This is a genomic window from Bdellovibrionales bacterium, from assembly GCA_018266295.1.
GTDB lineage: Bacteria > Bdellovibrionota > Bdellovibrionia > Bdellovibrionales > Bdellovibrionaceae > JACMRP01.
In genome coordinates, this window is the sequence record JAFEAQ010000019.1 from 292462 (window position 1) to 309722 (window position 17261).

Genomic DNA, 17261 nt, shown 5'->3' on the forward strand with positions numbered 1-17261 from the left:
TGAAAGCATCTCTTTCAAACAGAGATTTGGCTACCTGTTTTGCATGACGTTATGGTAGGACCCTCGTATGAAAACAATTTACTTTCTTGTCAGCCTTCTTTTTTGTTCCGTTACTTGTTTGGCGGCTTCTGCAAAAGGGCCCCAAAGCACATTCATCAAGCTTGATGACGGTGTCGAAAGATACGTCGAGTACGTCAAGCCCCAAAAGGGCAAGCCTTGGATTGTTTTCACCAACGGTCTTGTGTATGAAATCGAGCGCTGGGGCGATCTCGATAAAAAGCTCATCGCTCAAGGCTATGGCATTTTCCATTACTATTTCCGCGGCCAAGATCTGACTCTGGCTCGCGAGGCCGAACAATCTTCTCAGCAGCCGGCTTTCTTCAAAACGGGCCTTGAGCGCAAGGACTTTGCTGATGAATTGCATGAACTTCTCGCGAAAACCGGCATCAACGACAAAGTGATCCTCGTCGGTCTTTCCTATGGCGCGCACATCGCAGCGACCTTCGCCGAACAATATCCGGCGAGTGTTGATGAAGTCGTCTTTATGGCGCCACTCGTGGTGCCGCTCGAGAAGTACCAACCACAAGGGCAGTGGCTTGATTGGAATCTGATGTGGGTGAAGATGATGTGGGGACCCTACTTCTACGAGTACGCCTATCGCCAAATTTATGGCACCTACTTGCGTGACCGCGTGACAGAAGACCGCGTGCCGGAGCATTTGGCAGCGATCCCAGATACGTACCGCGAAAGCTTGTATTTCCTCGTGCGTGCGGTTCGTGACTTTGACTTGAAAACATATAAATTCAGCAAATTGGCGCCGAATTCAGTTCACTACTTCGTTGCTCAAGAAGACGAGGAGGGAGCGTTTAAAGATCAAGTTGCGGCCTTTGACGGGACGGATTCTCGCTCTCAAGGAAGTCTTATTTGGCTCCCGGATTCTGCTCATGCGATCCCAGACAGTGCGCCGAGCGATGCTGCTTACTATTTGCGCTTTTTAATTGAGCGCGATCCTCGACTTGAGCAGGGGAAGAAATATAAAAACACTTCCCAAGGTCTTAAGGCCTGGTAAAACTCAGAAAATCGAGTAGACTTTTTAGCTAGGAGTCTACTCTATGAGCTCAAATTCATTGAAAATCCTGTTAGTCGAAAATATTCACCAAGTTGCCAAAGAACGATTGGAAGAAGAGGGCTTCAAAGTCGATTTGATCTCTTATGCCCCTTCCGAAGAAGAGCTTCTGAAAGTTCTGCCTCAGTATCAAGTTCTTGGCATCCGCTCAAAGACGGAACTCACCGCCAAAGTTTTAGAAAATAATCCGCATCTTTTCACGATCGGGGCTTTTTGCATCGGCACCAATCAAGTTGATTTGAAAGCCGCTCGCAAAGAGGGCATTCCGGTTTTCAATGCGCCTCACTCCAACACGCGAAGCGTGGCCGAGCTCGTGATTGCTGAAATGATCGCGCTGTCTCGTCAGCTTGGGGATCGCAATACACTCGCCCATCGCGGAGAGTGGATGAAGAGCGCCGACGGTTCGCGCGAAGTGCGCGGCAAAACATTGGGCATTGTCGGCTACGGCCACATCGGCAGTCAGGTGAGCATCCTTGCTGAAGACTTAGGGATGCGTGTAGTATTTTATGACGTGGTGAAGAAGCTCCCCCTCGGAAATGCCCAGGCGAAGTCTTCTTTAGATGAACTTTTAAAAGTTTCTGACTTTGTCAGCTTGCATGTTCCTGAGACTCCGCAAACCAAAGACATGATGGGTGCAAAACAATTTAAGCACATGAAAAAAGGGGCGCATCTCATCAATGCCAGCCGCGGCACGGTGGTTGTGATCGAAGACCTCGTTGAGGCCCTGAAATCTAAACACATCGCGGGTTGCGCGATTGACGTTTTCCCCGAAGAGCCAGCTTCAAACAAAGTGAAGTTCGTGACTCCATTGCAGAATCTTCCGAATGTGATCCTAACTCCGCACATCGGCGGCAGCACGGAAGAAGCCCAGTTCGCCATCGGCATCGAAGTGGCTGAAAGCTTCCGCCGTTATTTGAAAATCGGTTCAAGCAGTGGCGCCGTGAATTTTCCGAACGTAGATTTGCCGGTGAAGCAAGGGACTTCTCGTATTTTGAATGTCCATCGCAATGAGCCGGGTGTCTTGGGTGAAATCAACGGCATTATCTCGCGCGAAGGTGCGAACATCGAAGCACAGTATTTATCGACCGACGACAAGATCGGTTACATGGTCATGGATCTGAGCTCACCGCACGCTCAGCAGCTCGCGGATGATATCCAAAAACTCAGTCGCAGCATCCGCACGCGGGTCGTTTACTAAATCTTCCAACGTCATTGCCATTTGCCAAAAGCAGCCTTGAGGACTTGCTCTACGGGTTTCCCGGGGGTCTGATAAAGTCCTCAAGGGAGTTCTTTTTATGGCAAAAGTGATCTTTATATTTGCTGTTCTTTTGGGCCTTTCCATTCAAACTTATGCCGCCGATGAAGTCGTCCGTGTCGGAAATCTGAAGTTCGCGCACTACGGAGCTATCAGTTACATGACAGAGATCTGCGGTAAGTACGGTCTAAAAGTCCAAGAGCGCGTGTTCCCCAAAGGCATCGATATTATGCCGGCGATCATCGCCGGTGAAATCGATGCGGCAGCCAGTGCCGCGGATGCCGCGATCGCTGGCCGCGCGAGTGGTGTGCCGATCTATGCTGTGGCCGGTTTTGCCAAAGGCGGAGCCCGCGTTGTCATTCGCCCGGATCTGCCGATTAAGTCCATCAAAGATTTCAAAGGTAAAAAAGTCGGCGTCGCCCGCGGCGGCGCTCAGGAATTATTACTGCTCGCGGAGCTTTCAAAAGAAAATCTAACTTGGTCAGATAAACCCGGAAAAGACGTGCAGATCGTCTACATGGCATTTGCTGATTTGAATCAGGCACTGCAATCTAAAAACATCGATGCCATGGTTCAGTCGGAACCCCAATCCTCGCAGGCCATCAACAAAGGCTGGGGGAAAGAGCTTATGAAGCCCTACAACACGCCGATGGGCGAACCGATCCGCGCGCTTGTGATCACCGAGAAAATGTACAACACCCGTAAAGCCGTGGCTGAGAAATTCATGCAGTGCTTTGTTGAAGCGACAAAAACCTTCATCGAAAAACCCGAGGTTGCTGAAAAGTATGTGATTGAAAAAATGTTTAAAGGCCAAATCACTCCGCAGGATTTCAAGGATGCCATCGGCAATTCGCCTTATACGTACGATATCACCCCGGAGCATATTCAGATCACAACGGACATGATGCAAAAATACGGCGTCGGCCGCATGGAGAAACCACCGAAAGCCACCGACTGGGTGAAGCTCGATCTTTTGAACGACGCGAAGAAGGCTTTGAATATCAAATAACGGAGGACACTTGAAAGAAACTCTGGGCCGCCTAAAAGGTGTGTGGGTGCCGCTGTTAGTGGTGCTAATCTGGCAAGGAGTTTCCGATGCCGGGTGGCTCAATGTTCAAGTCTTACCGTCACCGTGGGCTGTGATCACAAAATGGATTCAATACCTCAAGCCGCTAGAGCCGTACACTGCCGAGAGCGGGCCGTATTGGCAGTGGTTTTTTTCAGGTGAATTGCCACATGATCTTTGGGCCAGCTTCTATCGCGTGCTGGTCGGAGTACTGATCGGCGGAGGGCTCGCGCTGCCATTGGGCTTAGTGATGGGCGAAAGCCGCCGCGTTTATGATTACATGAATCCCCTCGTGCAAGTGCTGCGGCCGATTCCGCCGATTGCCTATATTCCACTGGCGATTTTGTGGTTTGGCTTGGGGAATCCGCCGGCTGTTTTTTTGATTGCACTCGGCGCCTTTTTTCCGATTCTGATGAACACCATCGTTGGAGTGCGTTCGGTTGACAGCATCTACATTCGCGCCGCCCTTAACATGGGTGCAAGGCCTTTTACTATGTTTGTGAAAGTGATTGTGCCGGCAGCGATGCCCTATATTTTGAGCGGCATTCGTATCGGCATCGGTACGGGTTTCATCTGTATGATTGTCGCAGAGATGATTGCCGTGAATAACGGTCTTGGTTATCGCATCCTCGAAGCTCGAGAGTATTTTTGGTCAGATAAAATCATTGCAGGGATGTTCACGATCGGACTTTTGGGTCTGGCGATTGATTTCGTCGTCGATAAAATCAATAACTACTTACTGCGTTGGCACCGTGGATTAGAATAGAGGAATGGAATAACTATGGCAGCCAACGTTGAAGTCAAAAACGTTTCAAAAACATTCCGAGGGCAGGGGAAAGACGTTGTCGCTCTTCGTGATATCAACTTAGAAATCCCCGCCGGCCAATTCGTCTGCTTGCTGGGCCCCTCGGGCTGCGGGAAAAGCACATTATTAAACGGCATCGCTGGATTTTCATCGCCGACAACGGGTGAAATCAAAGTCAGCGGTAAGCCCGTGACTCATCCGGGCCCAGATCGCGGCATGGTCTTTCAAGAATACGCGCTCTTCCCGTGGATGACGGTCGAAGATAATATCTCTTTCGGTCTGCGATTAAAGAAGACAAACGAGAGCGAAATCCAAAAAACAGTGGACCGCTTACTCGCAACACTCAAGCTGACAGAATTCCGAGACAGATTCCCAAAAGACTTGTCGGGCGGAATGCGCCAGCGCGTAGCCATCGCCAGAGTTTTGGCACTCGACCCACCCATCATGCTGATGGACGAACCTTTCGGCGCCCTCGATGCGCTCACTCGTCGTAGTCTGCAAGATGAAATCCTAAAAATCTGGCAAGAAAATAAAAAGACCGTGATCTTCGTCACCCACAGCATGGAAGAGTCGATTTATTTAGCAGACAGAATCGTGGTGATGACCTACCGACCGGGCACCATTAAAAAAGACATCATGGTCGACCTGCCACATCCGCGCGATCCCGCCGACATGTCTTTTAACAAGCTCAAAGGCGAAATCTCCCGCCTAGTCATGGAAGAGCAAGAACGCTCTCAACAAGGCGAATTCCGCGCCACCACCGGCGATTGATTTTCGACATATTTAGGCTTCCTCACAGATTATTCATGCAAGCTTCAAGAGGCACTTTTAACCTGGGGCCAGAGGTGACATCATGGCAAAAAAACTCAACGGCAAGAAAATCGCAATTCTTTCGACGGACGGTTTTGAACAGTCCGAACTTTTTGAACCAAGAAAAGCGCTGATCGAAGCGGGAGCAGAGGTCACGGTCGTCAGCCTGCACGGCGGTGAAATCAAAGGCTGGCACGAAGGAAACTGGGGAAAGAGCATCAAAGTCGATGCCCTCGTCAGTGAATCTGACAGCGATCAGTTTGATGCACTGATGATTCCTGGCGGTGTTATGAATCCTGACAAACTTCGCTGCGATGAAAATGTCATTGAATTCATTGAAGGCTTTTTTCATAACGCCAAACCTGTTGCAGCGATCTGCCATGCTCCGGCCGTCTTGATCGAAACCGGACTCGTTGCCGGTAAAACTCTGACTTCGTGGCGCTCTATTAAAACGGATCTTCTGAATGCGGGAGCTACTTGGGTCGATAAAGAAGTGGTCTCAGACGAAGGCTTAGTCACAAGCCGTAAACCCGCCGACATTCCTGCGTTTAATCGCAAGATGATCGAGGTATTTGCGGAAGGCATTCCGGATATTCATCCGCAGCGCCCGCTGAATCACTAATAATTGTAGTCGATGAGAGTTTTAAAATAAGCCGGCACCGGAGCGGTGAAGCGCATGCGTTTTTTATTAAACGGATGGGTGAATTCTAAGACCGCTGAGTGCAGGCGCAGATCTTTATGCTTGTCATTGGCTTTGCCGTACTTGGTATCGCCCACGATCGGGTGACCTTCGCCGGCAAGATGAACACGGATCTGGTTTTTCTTACCAGTGAGTAAGTTGATTTTCAGAAGACTGAATTGCTCGGTTTCTTTCAAAACTTCGTATTCTGTGATCGCAAGCTTGCCCTTGTCGCTGTCTTTGCTCGAGTGAACGACGTAGTTTTCGTCTTCTTCGAGATAGCTTTCAATCGTGCCACTCTTTTTTGGCATTTTGCCGTGAACGATGGCGTAGTAATTCTTAATCGTTGATTTCCAGTTGTCTTTTAGAAAGTGCATGACCTCTTCGGTCTTTGCAAAAACTAAAACCCCCGAAGTCGCTTGATCCAGGCGATGAACCACGTACACGGATTTTGTCGCACGGGGATTGCCTTTGCGCACGTACTGGTTCAGCGCGCTGTGAATGGTCTCATCACGATTCCATTTCGCAGCGACAGTCAACGCGCCCGGAGCTTTATTCCCCACGATAAGATCGATATCTTCGTGAATAATATTGAATCCGCGCGGTTGGTATTTCTTAGGGACTTTCTTCATTCGGGGTCTTTCAGCTATTTGCAGGCTTTCGTGTACTTGCCGTCGTAATCAACGCCTACGCTGATATCACCCATCACAACGTGGGTGCCTTGCAGAGTGCCGCCGATTTTAAACTCTTTATCGGTGACTTTGCCGCTGAGATTGCCTTTAGCTTTGTACTGGTTGTTTTCGCAAGTCAGGGTGACTTTGAGGTCGGGCTTTTTATAATCCCAGGTCTTCACCGTGCACTGAGTTTCAGGAATCAGATTTTCTTGAATGTATTTTTTGATGTCTTTGGCTTCAGCGGGGCTGATGCAATCATCGACATCAAAAAGCGGCATCGACATACCCCCCAGAGTGATCTTGGTCTTTGCTTTCCAAAGGCCCGGCGTAATATTTTGCGCCGATGCAGTCACGCTAAAAAGAAAAACCGCCAACAGAGTCAATTTCATAGGGCCTCCGAAAGGTTTAGAGGTCGATCACTTTACCTGGGTTCATGATGTTATCCGGATCGAAGACTTTCTTGATCCCTTTCATCATATCGATTTCAGCCTGCGAGCGGGTGAAGCGCAAGAATGGCTTCTTCGTCAGACCCACACCGTGCTCGGCCGAGATCGAACCTTTGTGCTTCATGATCGCTTCAAATACCAGTACGTCGACCTTGCGGCATTCTTTAACGAATTCTTCTTTCGTCATGCCTTCAGGGCGCAGGATATTGATGTGCAGGTTTCCGTCACCAATGTGACCGAACCAAACCACTTCCCACGTTGGGTATGATTTCGATAAAATTCCGTCAAGCTCATTCATGAAAGCAGGTACTTGCGAGATCGCCACAGAAATGTCGTTCTTATACGGAGAGAACTTCGCGAGGGACTCGCTGATATCTTCACGCAGGCGCCAGAAATTTGTCGCCTGAGTTTCAGACTGGCTAATCACGCCGTCAGCAACCCAGCCTTCAAGCAAGCACTTCTCAAACACTTCAAGCGCTTGAGCTTCGTCTTGTTCAGAGCGGCCTTCCACTTCAGCCAAAACATAAAACGGAGTATCGGTTTCAAACGGACGCGGTAGACCGGTGTTTTCCATCACGCGCTTGAGTGCTTTATCCGAGAACATCTCAAAAGCCACAACCGTGGTTTTCATTTTAAACTGCGCAAAGATCTTCATCACAGCATCAAGGTTTGGCACACCCAAAACCATCACTTTGAGTGGCGGCGGCGGCGGAGCCAAACGGATCGTACACTCAGTCACAAAACCAAGCATCCCTTCGCTGCCAATAAAAAGATGACGAAGATCGAGGCCCGTCGCATTTTTCACGAGGCCATTATTGAGTTCCAGAATATCGCCAGTACCAGTGACAACTTTCAAACCCGCGATCCACTCACGAGTCAGACCATAGCGAAGAACTTTGATCCCGCCGGCATTGGTCGCAATGTTACCGCCAATATGTGAAGAGCCCGTCGCTGCGAAGTCGACCGGGTAGTAGAGGTTTTTAGAAGTCGCAAATTGTTGCAAAGCTTCGGTCACAACGCCAGCTTGGCAGACCACAGTTTGGTCGGTCGGGCTGAAGTCTTTGATCTGATTCATTTGCTCGAAAGAAACCACCACTTCGCCTTTGGTTGCCACCGCAGCGCCACTGAGACCTGTGCGGCCGCCAGAAGGAACCAAAGCGATTTTGTGTTTGCGCGCCCAGCGCACGATTTTAGCCACATCGTCCGTAGAACGAGGGAATAGGATCGCCGAAGCGTTGATATCGAAGTAAGTGGTCCAGTCCTTGCCGTAGTATTTGAGAGAATCGGAATCCGTCTTGATTTGGTCAGCCGGCAAAAGTGTCGAAAGTTCTGGAAGCATGCTCATCTTGTTGGAATCCTTTCCTACGATGACCGGTTTTGAAAAACCGTCTTTTAAGATTGTTCCTCAAAAGGATTGATTCGGGGAGCTCTTTTTTCTTCGCGCAGAGTGCGAATTTTCAGAGTCGCGTAGATCGGGCAGAAGCCCCAGGCCGCGGTAAAGATAAAATACACGCCGCCGAACGCCCAAATAGGACCGCCCGCAATGGCGTAGGTGAAAAGCACCACGCCAACGAAAAAGCGGATAATGCGGTCCCAGAGGGCGACGTTACATCTCATTAGTTTTTCAACATCTCTTGAAGTTCGCCGCTTTGATACATTTCCATCATGATATCGCTGCCGCCAACAAGTTGCTTGTTGATGTAAAGTTGCGGGATTGTCGGCCAGTTGCCGTATTCTTTGATGCCTTGACGGATTTCTTCGTCTTCAAGCACGTTCACGTCGTGGAATTGCACGCCGATGTCTTGCAAGATAGCGCATGCGCGAGAAGAGAAACCGCACATAGGGAAGCTTTGAGTGCCTTTCATGAAAAGCACGATCTTGTTATCGTTCAAAAGTTTTTCAATACGTTCATGAGTAGTAGACATTTATATTCCTCCGAGCTTTCGGCTCACAGATTAAGATTTTACTTTAGTTTTGATTGAAAGTGCATGGACTTCGCCGGTTTTAAGCTCCGGTCCAAAAACAGCCATAACATGTTGATGTTGTTGAATGCGGTTTAGTCCCGCGAATTTCGCACTTTCAACGAACACTTCCCAATGGTCTTCAGTACCAGTCAAATCGACAACGTCAATGGTTCCATCAGGATAAGCGGTGGTTAAACGGTCTTTCATTTCTTGTGATGTCATAGGGGAAAGGGATACCAGAGCACTAGTTTTGGCGCAAGTGCTAACTGAGAGGTGACAGCTGGCTTCCAGAGGGGTAAGACCTGGGAATGGCTGAATTTTTACGTCGTTTTGAGAAGCTTTTGGGTTTAGCGGCCCTCTCGTTGGGTTTTTACCTTTTTGCGAGGCTCGAGTTCCTGGTTTGGAACTGGGCGCACTACCGCTCAAAGGAAACCGCCGACATTCTCTGGGCTTTTTTGCTGGGGTTTCGCTTCGATATTTCAGCCATTTGCATGAGTCTGACACCGCTGATTCTCTGGAGCTTCTGGCCATGGTCTGAAAAGCGTCATCGCCTGTGGGAGACCGTCGCTTTCTGGATGTGGGCTCCTTTTTTCTTTCTTTTCATGATGATGAACCTCGGGGATTCGGAGTTTATCAATTTTGTGGGGCGCCGTTTTTCCTATGATGCTTTGTTTGTCGTCGGCGAAATGGACAGCAAGGTTGGCAATATTTTGGCCTCTTATTGGCACTTGGCACTGATTAACTTTTCGGTGATGTTCCTGGTGCTTTGGTTCGGCTGGAAAATCCTGCGCCGTCCGTCCCAGCGTGTTTATTTACTCTCGGGCAAACGCGAAATTCCTTACTACGCCGCCGGTGTTTTTGTGGTGCTGGCGTTGGTTGTGATTGGACTTCGCGGGGGCCTTCAGAAAAAGCCGATGAATATCGTGAACGCGCACGTATTTGCGGCACCGATTCTGAACAACCTTGTTTTGAACTCAACGTTCACCTTTGTAAAAAGCTACGGAGCCGAAACGCTGTCCCACGAAGTGTACTTTTCAGACCGCAATGAAATGCTCAGCCACCTCAATGGCTCGGTGAAAGGCCCCTCCTTACTGGAAGGACATCGCCTGAAAACCCCACAAAACGTGGTCGTGATTATTCTTGAAAGCTTCAGCCTTGAATACATGGGTGAAGTGAATGGCGGCAAAGGCTTTACTCCATTTCTGGATTCTTTGACTCACAAAGGGTTGTTTTTTAAGAATGGTTTTGCCAATGCTCGCAGATCGATCGAAGGGGTTGCCGCGGTGACAGCCGGGATTCCGGCGATGATGAATGAACCGTTTATTTCTTCGCACTTTTCTTCCAACTATTTCGTAGGTCTTGGCAGCGTGCTGACGGCGCAAAAATACCCGACGGCGTTTTTCCATGGCGGCAACAACGGCACGATGTATTTTGACGTCTTTGCCAAAAGTGCCGGCTTTGAAAAATACTACGGTGCCAACGAGTATCCAAACCCGGTAGACAACGACGGAACGTGGGGCATTTTCGACGAACCTTTCTTGCAGTTCATGAAGGCTAAACTCGATGAGATGAAGCCGCCGTTCTTTGCCTCGGTTTTCACATTGAGTTCGCACAATCCGTACCGCATTCCGGATCAGTACAAAGGCAAATTTCCTAAGGGCCCGCACGAAATTTTGGAAAGCGTCGCGTACTCCGACTATGCATTGCAGAGATTCTTCGAAGAGGCCGAGAAGTCTCCGTGGTACAAAGACACTTTATTCGTAATCACGGCCGATCACACGGGTTTTAATTACCGGCCTGAAAACGAAAACGAAATTTCGCGCTTCCGTGTGCCGTTGATTTTCTTCCATCCGGGTTACGAGTGGCCCAAAGAAATCGATCGCGACCAAGTCGTGCAACAAATCGACGTCTTGCCATCGGTGATGGATTTCTTGGGAATTGAAAACACCAAAGAGGTGAACTACCTCGCACGCTCTGTGTTTATTCCGGGCGAGCGCACAGCCACAATGTACTTGGATGGCCGCTACTTCATTGCTGACAAAGATTATTTCATTGATTGGCTGGTGGGCGCCGACATGAAAATGTACGCCATCACAGACTCTTTCGAAAAGCACCCACTCACAGAGCCAGCGGACCACAAATTGAATCTCGAAAACCGAGTCAAAGCCGCCGCCCAATACTTCAACGAAGGCATGTGGGACAACCGCCTCTACTACCCAAGCGGCAAATAAAGGTTCTTCTGGCAATTTGGACGAGCTGCGAACTTTCGCGGCCGAGCCCCGGGCAATTCGAAGGCTAGATTTAAATACACTCTCCCTATAGCAGGGGTCCTTTCTTGCAAATGGTATAATATACGACCCATTCGTATATTATACCATTTGGTTGGAAGGACCTATGAATCAAGGCTCTCGAAATTCACCTCACTTAGATCGTATGAATATGAGTGAATTGCAGATAAACTCGCAGTTTTTTCGAGTGTTGGCTTGGAATGTAATGGAAATGCGCCATACACATCGCCTTACTCAAGGCGAATTGGCCGAAAAAACGGGGCTGTCAATAGATCAAATTAGCCATATTGAGCGTGGTTTTGGAAAAACCTCTTTTGAGACTTTAATTACGTTGGCAAACTTTTTTGGGGTGAAGGTGGCTGTGCTTTGTGAGGATGTGCCCAAGGGCATTCAGATTAAGGCGGAGATGCGCAGGGCCGTTATCGAGAAAGAGGATCTTAAGTTTTCTAAAGAGTTTTCAGAGTCGCCGAAGATTTTTTTTGTGAGGCTTTCGCCGCGGAAGTGGCGGCATGTTCAAGTGCAAAAAAACTATATCTATGATTTTATCGCGGTCAGTGGACATGTGATGATTCATGGGCCTGAGGTTTTTGAACAAATGAAACCGAAGGAAATACTTTCTTTGAAAGGCTCTGGGAAGTTGCGGATACGCAGTGTTTCTGGAGTAGAGCAGAGTGAAGTCCTTGTAATTCAAAATTTTGTGCAACGCAATTTGGTGTCAGAGTGACTCATAGAGAGCGGGCATGAATGTTGAACTGGTTTCTTAGCATTCAAGAAAAAGGAGCCATCATGTCTGGTCAAAAATTACTTCAAAGTTTTGTTGTTCTTAGTTTGTTAGTGAGTGGCATCGCTCAAGCTCAAATGGGCGGTCGCCCAGCACCTTATCCGGGTCCATCATACGGTGGCGGAGGAAGAGGTGGCGGTGGTCCCGAGCGTGGTGGCGATCGCGGCCCAGGGCCAGTTCGCCCAGGCCCGGGCGGTGGCGGAGAGGATGAGTGCCGTCGTGACCCTCGCAATCCTCGTTGCAACAATGGCGATGATCGCCATGGTGGTGGCTATCGCCCAGGTCCACAGCCGCGCCCGCCGTATAATCCGCCGCCGCGTCACAACCCTCCATACAATCCACCGTATCGGCCGCCTTACAATCCGCCTCCAGTGTATAACCCACCACCATCTACTCACAACGAGAGTAGCATTGTGTTGAATCAGATCACTCGCCGTGCGGGTGGTGAATGGCACCGTATCACGCTGAATTACCCAATTCGCATTGATTACATCCAAACACAGATGCTCAGCTATTCGGCGCAAATTCACGAAGCTTACGTAACAACTCGTAGTGGAGCCCGTTACCAAGTGCGCGAACTGAGCGGCACAGGCACGTTCTCATCAAGAAGAGCGTCCGAGATTCTGAACATCTACGAAGACATCATCGCGATTGATCTGCGCATCGAATCCATGGGGGGCTACGCCGATATGATGGTGACAGTCGTCTCTAGCGATGGTTCAACGTCGTTGTCGTCGACTCGATACTAGAATCGCTCTTTGAATTTTTCGGATTTATTGTCCAAGGTGGGCGTTGCTTTCAAACATCTTCTTGACGCGCTCTTCTTGGGCTTTCGAAAACGATGTGTGCAAAATACGTCCACCGTGTCTAGCCAGGTCGGGAATCGCTTTGTCGATCGTTATATGATGCAGTAGTAAAAATAAAGCAGAAGTGCCGGCTTTCATCTCGTTGCCCACGCTGGCCATGAAGTCATCATCAACACCGATGTCTGCGAGCGTTCCGCCCATGATCCCAGCCGTAGCGCCCACAGCGGCGCCGACATAAGGAGCGGCAAATAACAGACCCACCAGAGTCCCTAAAACCGCGCCCCCGGCAGCCGCCAAGAGGGGTAAATTGTGGCTTTGATGAATTTTAATTCGCCCAGAGGAGTCTTTGACAACGACGCAGGCGTCTTCGATCTCAATCAGACCCCTGCTTTGCAAGTGCTTGACGGTGTCCATGACGTCGTCGGCGATTTTCTCAGTGGGATACACCAAAACCATGATAGTGGAATTCATCATAGAAGAACTCCTTCGCTGTGCCTTCAATTATATCAAGGACAGCTCCATCATGGATGGATGTTTTCTTCAAACGCCGGGAAGTCGCTAAAACTCGATATTGCGCTCGAAATGGCAAGTATAGCCATTGGGATGTTTTTCTAAATAATCTTGATGATAATCCTCGGCGCGCCAGAATTTTTCAAACGGCTCGATCTCAGTTGCCAGCGGATGTTTCCAAGCATGCGAAGTTTCAATGCGCTCGATGACTTTTTCTGCCGTCTCACGCTGACTTTCAGTGTGATAGAAAATCGCTGAGCGATACTGACTGCCGATATCATTGCCTTGCTGATCTTCAGTCGTCGGATCGTGGATTCTGAAGAAATACAGTAAGAGCTTCTCATAGCTGAGGGTTTCAGGATCAAATTCGATTTGAATTGCCTCAGCGTGGCCGGTTTTCCCGGTTTTAACTTGCTCATAGGTCGCATTGGAGGTCGTGCCGCCAGTGTATCCGACATCTGTGTTTAGAACCCCCGGAAGTTTTCTCAGTAAATCTTCCATGCCCCAAAAGCAGCCGCCTGCGAGTGTTGCAACTTCTATTTTGGCCATAGGGTCTCCTTGTGGTATAAAGCTTCCATCAATATGAACATTTTCTTTCAGGCCGCAAGTGCGGAACATCAAAAACGTGAAAAAGCAAAGGCCCGCGAGTTGCGCCAATCTCAATGGTGGCGCCAGCAAGTAGGACCGGGGATTTGCTATCACTGCCAGGGTCAGTTCAAGTCCTCAGAGCTGACGATGGATCATTTGATTCCGATTGCTCGTGGCGGAAAGTCCAACAAGAAGAATTGCGTACCTTCTTGTAAGGAGTGTAACTCTAAAAAAGGGTACAAAATGTCGGTTGAGCTCACCATGGAAAACATCGCCGAAGAGACCAAAAAGCGTTCGGACGACGACATCGATTAGGACGCGGTGCATGCCCAAAAAACCAGCCAACCCTTCAAAAGTCTTGCTTTAACACCCCGCAATAGGCTTAACCTAGAAATATATCGTCTCGAGATCGTCTGTTGATCTTAGATATAACCTATTGAAATCAAAGGAATATAGTTGCTGTGAGTAAAATTACCAAAAGCAGTACAGCGGAATACTTTGCAAAAAACCTGCAGCAGGTGGGTTTTTCGTCCCCTTTGAAAGCCGTTTTAACGACTTTGAAAGAGGCCGTCGATAACTCCTTGGATGCCTGTGAATCCTCAGGAATTTTACCAGATCTTCTGGTTGAAGTTACGAAAGTAGGAACTGGCTCAACGAAGAACACGGATCTGATTAAAATCGTTGTCGAAGACAACGGACCTGGTATCGAAGCCGATGACCTCGCGAAGGTTTACGGTGAGTATTTAGCCTCTTCTAAATTCGGTCGTGGGCAATGTTCTCGCGGTCAACAGGGTATTGGTATCTCTGCGGCGACAACATGGGCGCAGATGACCAATGCACGTGGTGTTCAGGTCATTTCAAAAACAAAATCGATGCGTAAAGCTGTGTCGGCGCAAGTCGACGTGGATATCAAATCCAACACCGGTGTTCTTAAGAATAAAGAAACGATGGATTGGGATCGTGCGCACGGAACTCGCGTCGAGTTCTTGCTTGATGGCCGTATCCAAATGAATGGTGACGGCGGTCTCGTGACTTATATTGAAGGAACTGTGCTCGTTAATCCGCACATGACCATCACTTATAAGTTGCAAGAAAACGACTTCGTCACGGTCACGCGCGTGAGCAATGAAGTTCCTCAGTTGCCTGAGGCGACATTGCCGCATCCTCATACGTTCAAACTCGGTGAGTTCATCACTCATGCGACTTTGTTCGGTAAAGTGTCTGTATCGAAATTCCTGAAAACCGGCTTTTCTCGTATCTCTGATCAGTCGATCAAAGACTTCGTGAAAAACGGTCTACCAAAGGCTTTGGTTGAAAAACCTCTGACATCTTTGAGCGAAGAAGACTTCAAAAAAGTTTTCCAAGCTGTGCAAGCAACGGAATTGATGGCTCCTTCGACGAAGTCTGTTTTGACTGTGGGCGAAGAGTCTTTGTCTAAATCTATTTTGCGTCTGGGTGAAATCGACTTCTTTGCGGTTGTGACTCGTAAGCCAACCATTTGTGACTTTAAGCCTGTTGTTGTTGAAGTTGCGTTGGCACGTTTCAAAACCCGCCAAACCGAAGCCGATTCTCCGGTGCAATTGCTTCGTTTCGCCAACCGCGTTCCGCTGCAATTCGATAAATCGGGTTGTGCGATCACATGGGCGATTGAATCCGTAAACTGGAAAACGTACGGTCTTGCCCAGCCGAAAGACAGCTTGCCATTGGGGCCTTACATCTTTGCAGTTTCTGTCGTTTCTCCGTTCATTAAGTTTAAGAATGCTTCGAAAGAAACCATTGATGCGTCTGAGGAGCTCGTCGCCGAAATCCGCTTGGCATTGATCCAAGCCGGCCAAAAGCTTTCTCGTCATATCAAAAAAGAGTTCAAAGAAGCAGACCTCGAGAGAAAACTCGCTCACATCGAGCAGTTCGGTCCAATCTTGGTAGAGCACTTGGCTCGTATGGTTGGCGCGAATGAAGCTCGTAAGAAGAGAGCCGAAGAGGGTTTGAAAAAGCTCCTCGGCCGTGATTCTGAGGCAGCGATCGCAGATCTCGAAGAAGCAGAGAGCAAATTGCTCGCTCAAAAGAAAAAAGAACGCCAAAAAGGCATCGCTCATGATGATGAAGAAGATATCGAAGTAGATGTGATTTCTTCAGAAGACCTGAGTGAGGAGTCTGAGGGCCAAGAAAAACCGCAAGGCACGACAAAAAAAGCTACTACCAAAAAAGCGGGTACAAAGAAGGGTGGTAAATAATGGCTAAGTTAATGGCCGTTCGTGAACTGAAAATTGATATCCCTAAAGAAGCGGCACTTCTCGCGGAAAAAATGCTGAAAGACTTAGAAAACTCTAAGCGCCCAGTGTTGGAAGCGGTGAAAACTTCTTTGGATAACTCGCTTTACAATCCAAAAGTGGGCTACCTCACTCCGGGTGATAAAGTGGTTCGTACTGAGTTGAACGTTTCTTCCGTGCAAAAATTGGCGCGTGTTGTGTTCATCTTGGAAATCCTGTTGAACAACTTGAAAATCGAAGCCGTGAATACGAAGCGTGAGCTTTATTACATGGCAAAAGGTTTGATTAAAGGAAACTCAAAGCTGAAACCTTTGGATTTCGAAGATCAACCTGAGTCTGATGCGATCATCGATTTCATCGGCGATATGCTTGAAGTGTATCGTGAAGAATTGAACTGCTTCGCCAATGACCGCGGTGGACAGACTTACTCTCAGCAATTGATTGTGACTGAGACTTTGGCAGACGGGGACAAAGCGGTGATCGATCTTTCGACGCTCGGAACTTCGCCATTCCAGCCAAAGAACAAACCACAGTCTTTGAAATTGAAAGCTAAGAAGAAAATCGATTTCTGCTTGGTGATCGAGTCAGAAGGTACGGCGAATACATTGGCGACGATGGGTTTCACTAAGCGTAACAACTGTATCTTGATGGGTGCCCAAGGGGTTCCATCAAACGGTGTTCGCGGTTGGTGTAAATTGATCCAAGAGCAGCTCGATGTTCCGATGTACTTCTTCGGAGATCTCGATGCGTACACGATGCAAAACATCTATCGTACGCTGAAAGCGGGTTCTGCAGCCTCTTTGATTCGTAATGCCGATTTCTCGGCTCCGAATGTAAGATTCTTGGGCGTATTGCCAGAAGATATCAAAAAATACGATCTTCCTCACTACAAAGTGAAGGAATCAGATCCTGCGGAAGCGCGCGCTTTGAAAAAAGCCAAAGACGTTTTAGAAAACGATCCGTTCTTCTTGGATAAGAAGAACAAAGACTTGGCGGATATTCTGCGCTTCTTGATCAAAGAGAAAATTCGTTGCGAGCAACAGAGCTATTTCTCTGTCGATCCAAAAGATCCAATCAAAACCGAGAAGATCATTCTCGAAAAGATCAAACGCGGCTCTTACGTTTAGTCGGCAGAAGTCGTAAAAATAAAAAAACCCGGGGAGACCCGGGTTTTTGTTTTTTTAAGACCGAAG

Annotated in this window: 20 protein-coding genes; 12 read left to right on the forward strand and 8 right to left on the reverse strand. The window is 48.6% G+C overall.

What is annotated here, in order from left to right:
• The first annotated feature begins 67 nt into the window (after positions 1 to 67).
• From JSU04_18700 to JSU04_18725, 6 genes are all read left to right on the forward strand, one after another.
• A complete protein-coding gene (locus tag JSU04_18700) occupies positions 68 to 1069 on the forward strand; it encodes an alpha/beta hydrolase (protein ID MBS1972342.1) in 1002 nt (333 codons plus the stop codon).
• Between the two features lie 43 nt (positions 1070 to 1112).
• Positions 1113 to 2324, forward strand: a complete 1212-nt coding sequence (gene serA / locus JSU04_18705) for a phosphoglycerate dehydrogenase (protein MBS1972343.1) — start codon at positions 1113 to 1115, stop codon at positions 2322 to 2324.
• Between the two features lie 97 nt (positions 2325 to 2421).
• A complete protein-coding gene (locus JSU04_18710) occupies positions 2422 to 3390 on the forward strand; it encodes an ABC transporter substrate-binding protein (protein ID MBS1972344.1) in 969 nt (322 codons plus the stop codon).
• Between the two features lie 10 nt (positions 3391 to 3400).
• The gene (locus JSU04_18715) at positions 3401 to 4213 is read left to right on the forward strand and encodes an ABC transporter permease (GenBank protein MBS1972345.1); all 813 of its coding nucleotides are present in this window, start codon (positions 3401 to 3403) and stop codon (positions 4211 to 4213) included.
• A 15-nt stretch (positions 4214 to 4228) separates the two neighbouring features.
• The gene (locus JSU04_18720; GenBank protein ID MBS1972346.1) at positions 4229 to 5023 is read left to right on the forward strand and encodes an ABC transporter ATP-binding protein; all 795 of its coding nucleotides are present in this window, start codon (positions 4229 to 4231) and stop codon (positions 5021 to 5023) included.
• 82 nt (positions 5024 to 5105) lie between these two features.
• A complete protein-coding gene (locus tag JSU04_18725) occupies positions 5106 to 5684 on the forward strand; it encodes a type 1 glutamine amidotransferase (protein MBS1972347.1) in 579 nt (192 codons plus the stop codon).
• Here the strand turns inward: JSU04_18725 and JSU04_18730 are convergent.
• From JSU04_18730 to JSU04_18755, 6 genes are read right to left on the reverse strand one after another with little or no spacing between them, the layout of a single operon-like run.
• The gene (locus JSU04_18730) at positions 5681 to 6373 is read right to left on the reverse strand and encodes an RNA pseudouridine synthase (GenBank protein ID MBS1972348.1); all 693 of its coding nucleotides are present in this window, start codon (positions 6371 to 6373) and stop codon (positions 5681 to 5683) included. The genes JSU04_18725 and JSU04_18730 overlap by 4 nt on opposite strands.
• Positions 6374 to 6387: 14 nt before the next feature.
• Positions 6388 to 6804, reverse strand: a complete 417-nt coding sequence (locus JSU04_18735) for a DUF3617 family protein (GenBank protein ID MBS1972349.1) — start codon at positions 6802 to 6804, stop codon at positions 6388 to 6390.
• A 16-nt stretch (positions 6805 to 6820) separates the two neighbouring features.
• Positions 6821 to 8206 (reverse strand): FAD-binding oxidoreductase, encoded by a 1386-nt coding sequence (locus JSU04_18740; protein ID MBS1972350.1) that lies wholly within the window; start codon positions 8204 to 8206, stop codon positions 6821 to 6823.
• A gap of 47 nt (positions 8207 to 8253) precedes the next feature.
• Positions 8254 to 8478 carry a DUF2892 domain-containing protein gene (locus JSU04_18745; GenBank protein ID MBS1972351.1) on the reverse strand — a complete coding sequence of 75 codons (225 nt, stop codon included), beginning with the start codon at positions 8476 to 8478 and terminating at the stop codon, positions 8254 to 8256.
• Positions 8478 to 8786, reverse strand: coding sequence for a Grx4 family monothiol glutaredoxin (grxD, locus tag JSU04_18750; protein MBS1972352.1), 309 nt, complete (start codon positions 8784 to 8786; stop codon positions 8478 to 8480). Before grxD ends, JSU04_18745 begins: the two co-directional genes overlap by 1 nt.
• A 30-nt stretch (positions 8787 to 8816) precedes the next feature.
• Positions 8817 to 9047 carry a BolA/IbaG family iron-sulfur metabolism protein gene (locus tag JSU04_18755; protein ID MBS1972353.1) on the reverse strand — a complete coding sequence of 77 codons (231 nt, stop codon included), beginning with the start codon at positions 9045 to 9047 and terminating at the stop codon, positions 8817 to 8819.
• 86 nt (positions 9048 to 9133) lie between these two features.
• Here JSU04_18755 and JSU04_18760 point away from each other — a divergent pair, with 86 nt between their 5' ends.
• The 3 genes from JSU04_18760 (at position 9134) to JSU04_18770 (ending at position 12643) form a co-directional block, all read left to right on the forward strand.
• The gene (locus tag JSU04_18760) at positions 9134 to 11056 is read left to right on the forward strand and encodes a sulfatase-like hydrolase/transferase (protein MBS1972354.1); all 1923 of its coding nucleotides are present in this window, start codon (positions 9134 to 9136) and stop codon (positions 11054 to 11056) included.
• A gap of 163 nt (positions 11057 to 11219) precedes the next feature.
• The gene (locus tag JSU04_18765) at positions 11220 to 11837 is read left to right on the forward strand and encodes a helix-turn-helix transcriptional regulator (protein ID MBS1972355.1); all 618 of its coding nucleotides are present in this window, start codon (positions 11220 to 11222) and stop codon (positions 11835 to 11837) included.
• Between the two features lie 62 nt (positions 11838 to 11899).
• Positions 11900 to 12643, forward strand: coding sequence for a beta-sandwich domain-containing protein (locus tag JSU04_18770; GenBank protein ID MBS1972356.1), 744 nt, complete (start codon positions 11900 to 11902; stop codon positions 12641 to 12643).
• A 24-nt stretch (positions 12644 to 12667) separates the two neighbouring features.
• Here the strand turns inward: JSU04_18770 and JSU04_18775 are convergent, their stop codons facing one another.
• Positions 12668 to 13174, reverse strand: coding sequence for a DUF1269 domain-containing protein (locus JSU04_18775; GenBank protein ID MBS1972357.1), 507 nt, complete (start codon positions 13172 to 13174; stop codon positions 12668 to 12670).
• 84 nt (positions 13175 to 13258) lie between these two features.
• A complete protein-coding gene (msrA, locus tag JSU04_18780) occupies positions 13259 to 13759 on the reverse strand; it encodes a peptide-methionine (S)-S-oxide reductase MsrA (GenBank protein MBS1972358.1) in 501 nt (166 codons plus the stop codon).
• Positions 13760 to 13792: 33 nt separating this feature from the next.
• Here msrA and JSU04_18785 point away from each other — a divergent pair, with 33 nt between their 5' ends.
• From JSU04_18785 to JSU04_18795, 3 genes are all read left to right on the forward strand, one after another.
• Entirely contained in the window at positions 13793 to 14113 is a 321-nt protein-coding gene (locus JSU04_18785; GenBank protein MBS1972359.1) for an HNH endonuclease, read from the forward strand.
• A gap of 146 nt (positions 14114 to 14259) precedes the next feature.
• On the forward strand, positions 14260 to 16032 hold the full coding sequence (locus tag JSU04_18790) for a DNA topoisomerase VI subunit B (protein MBS1972360.1): 1773 nt from the start codon (positions 14260 to 14262) through the stop codon (positions 16030 to 16032).
• On the forward strand, positions 16032 to 17195 hold the full coding sequence (locus tag JSU04_18795) for a DNA topoisomerase VI (GenBank protein MBS1972361.1): 1164 nt from the start codon (positions 16032 to 16034) through the stop codon (positions 17193 to 17195). The genes JSU04_18790 and JSU04_18795 overlap by 1 nt, the downstream gene beginning before the upstream one ends.
• Positions 17196 to 17261: the final 66 nt, after the last annotated feature.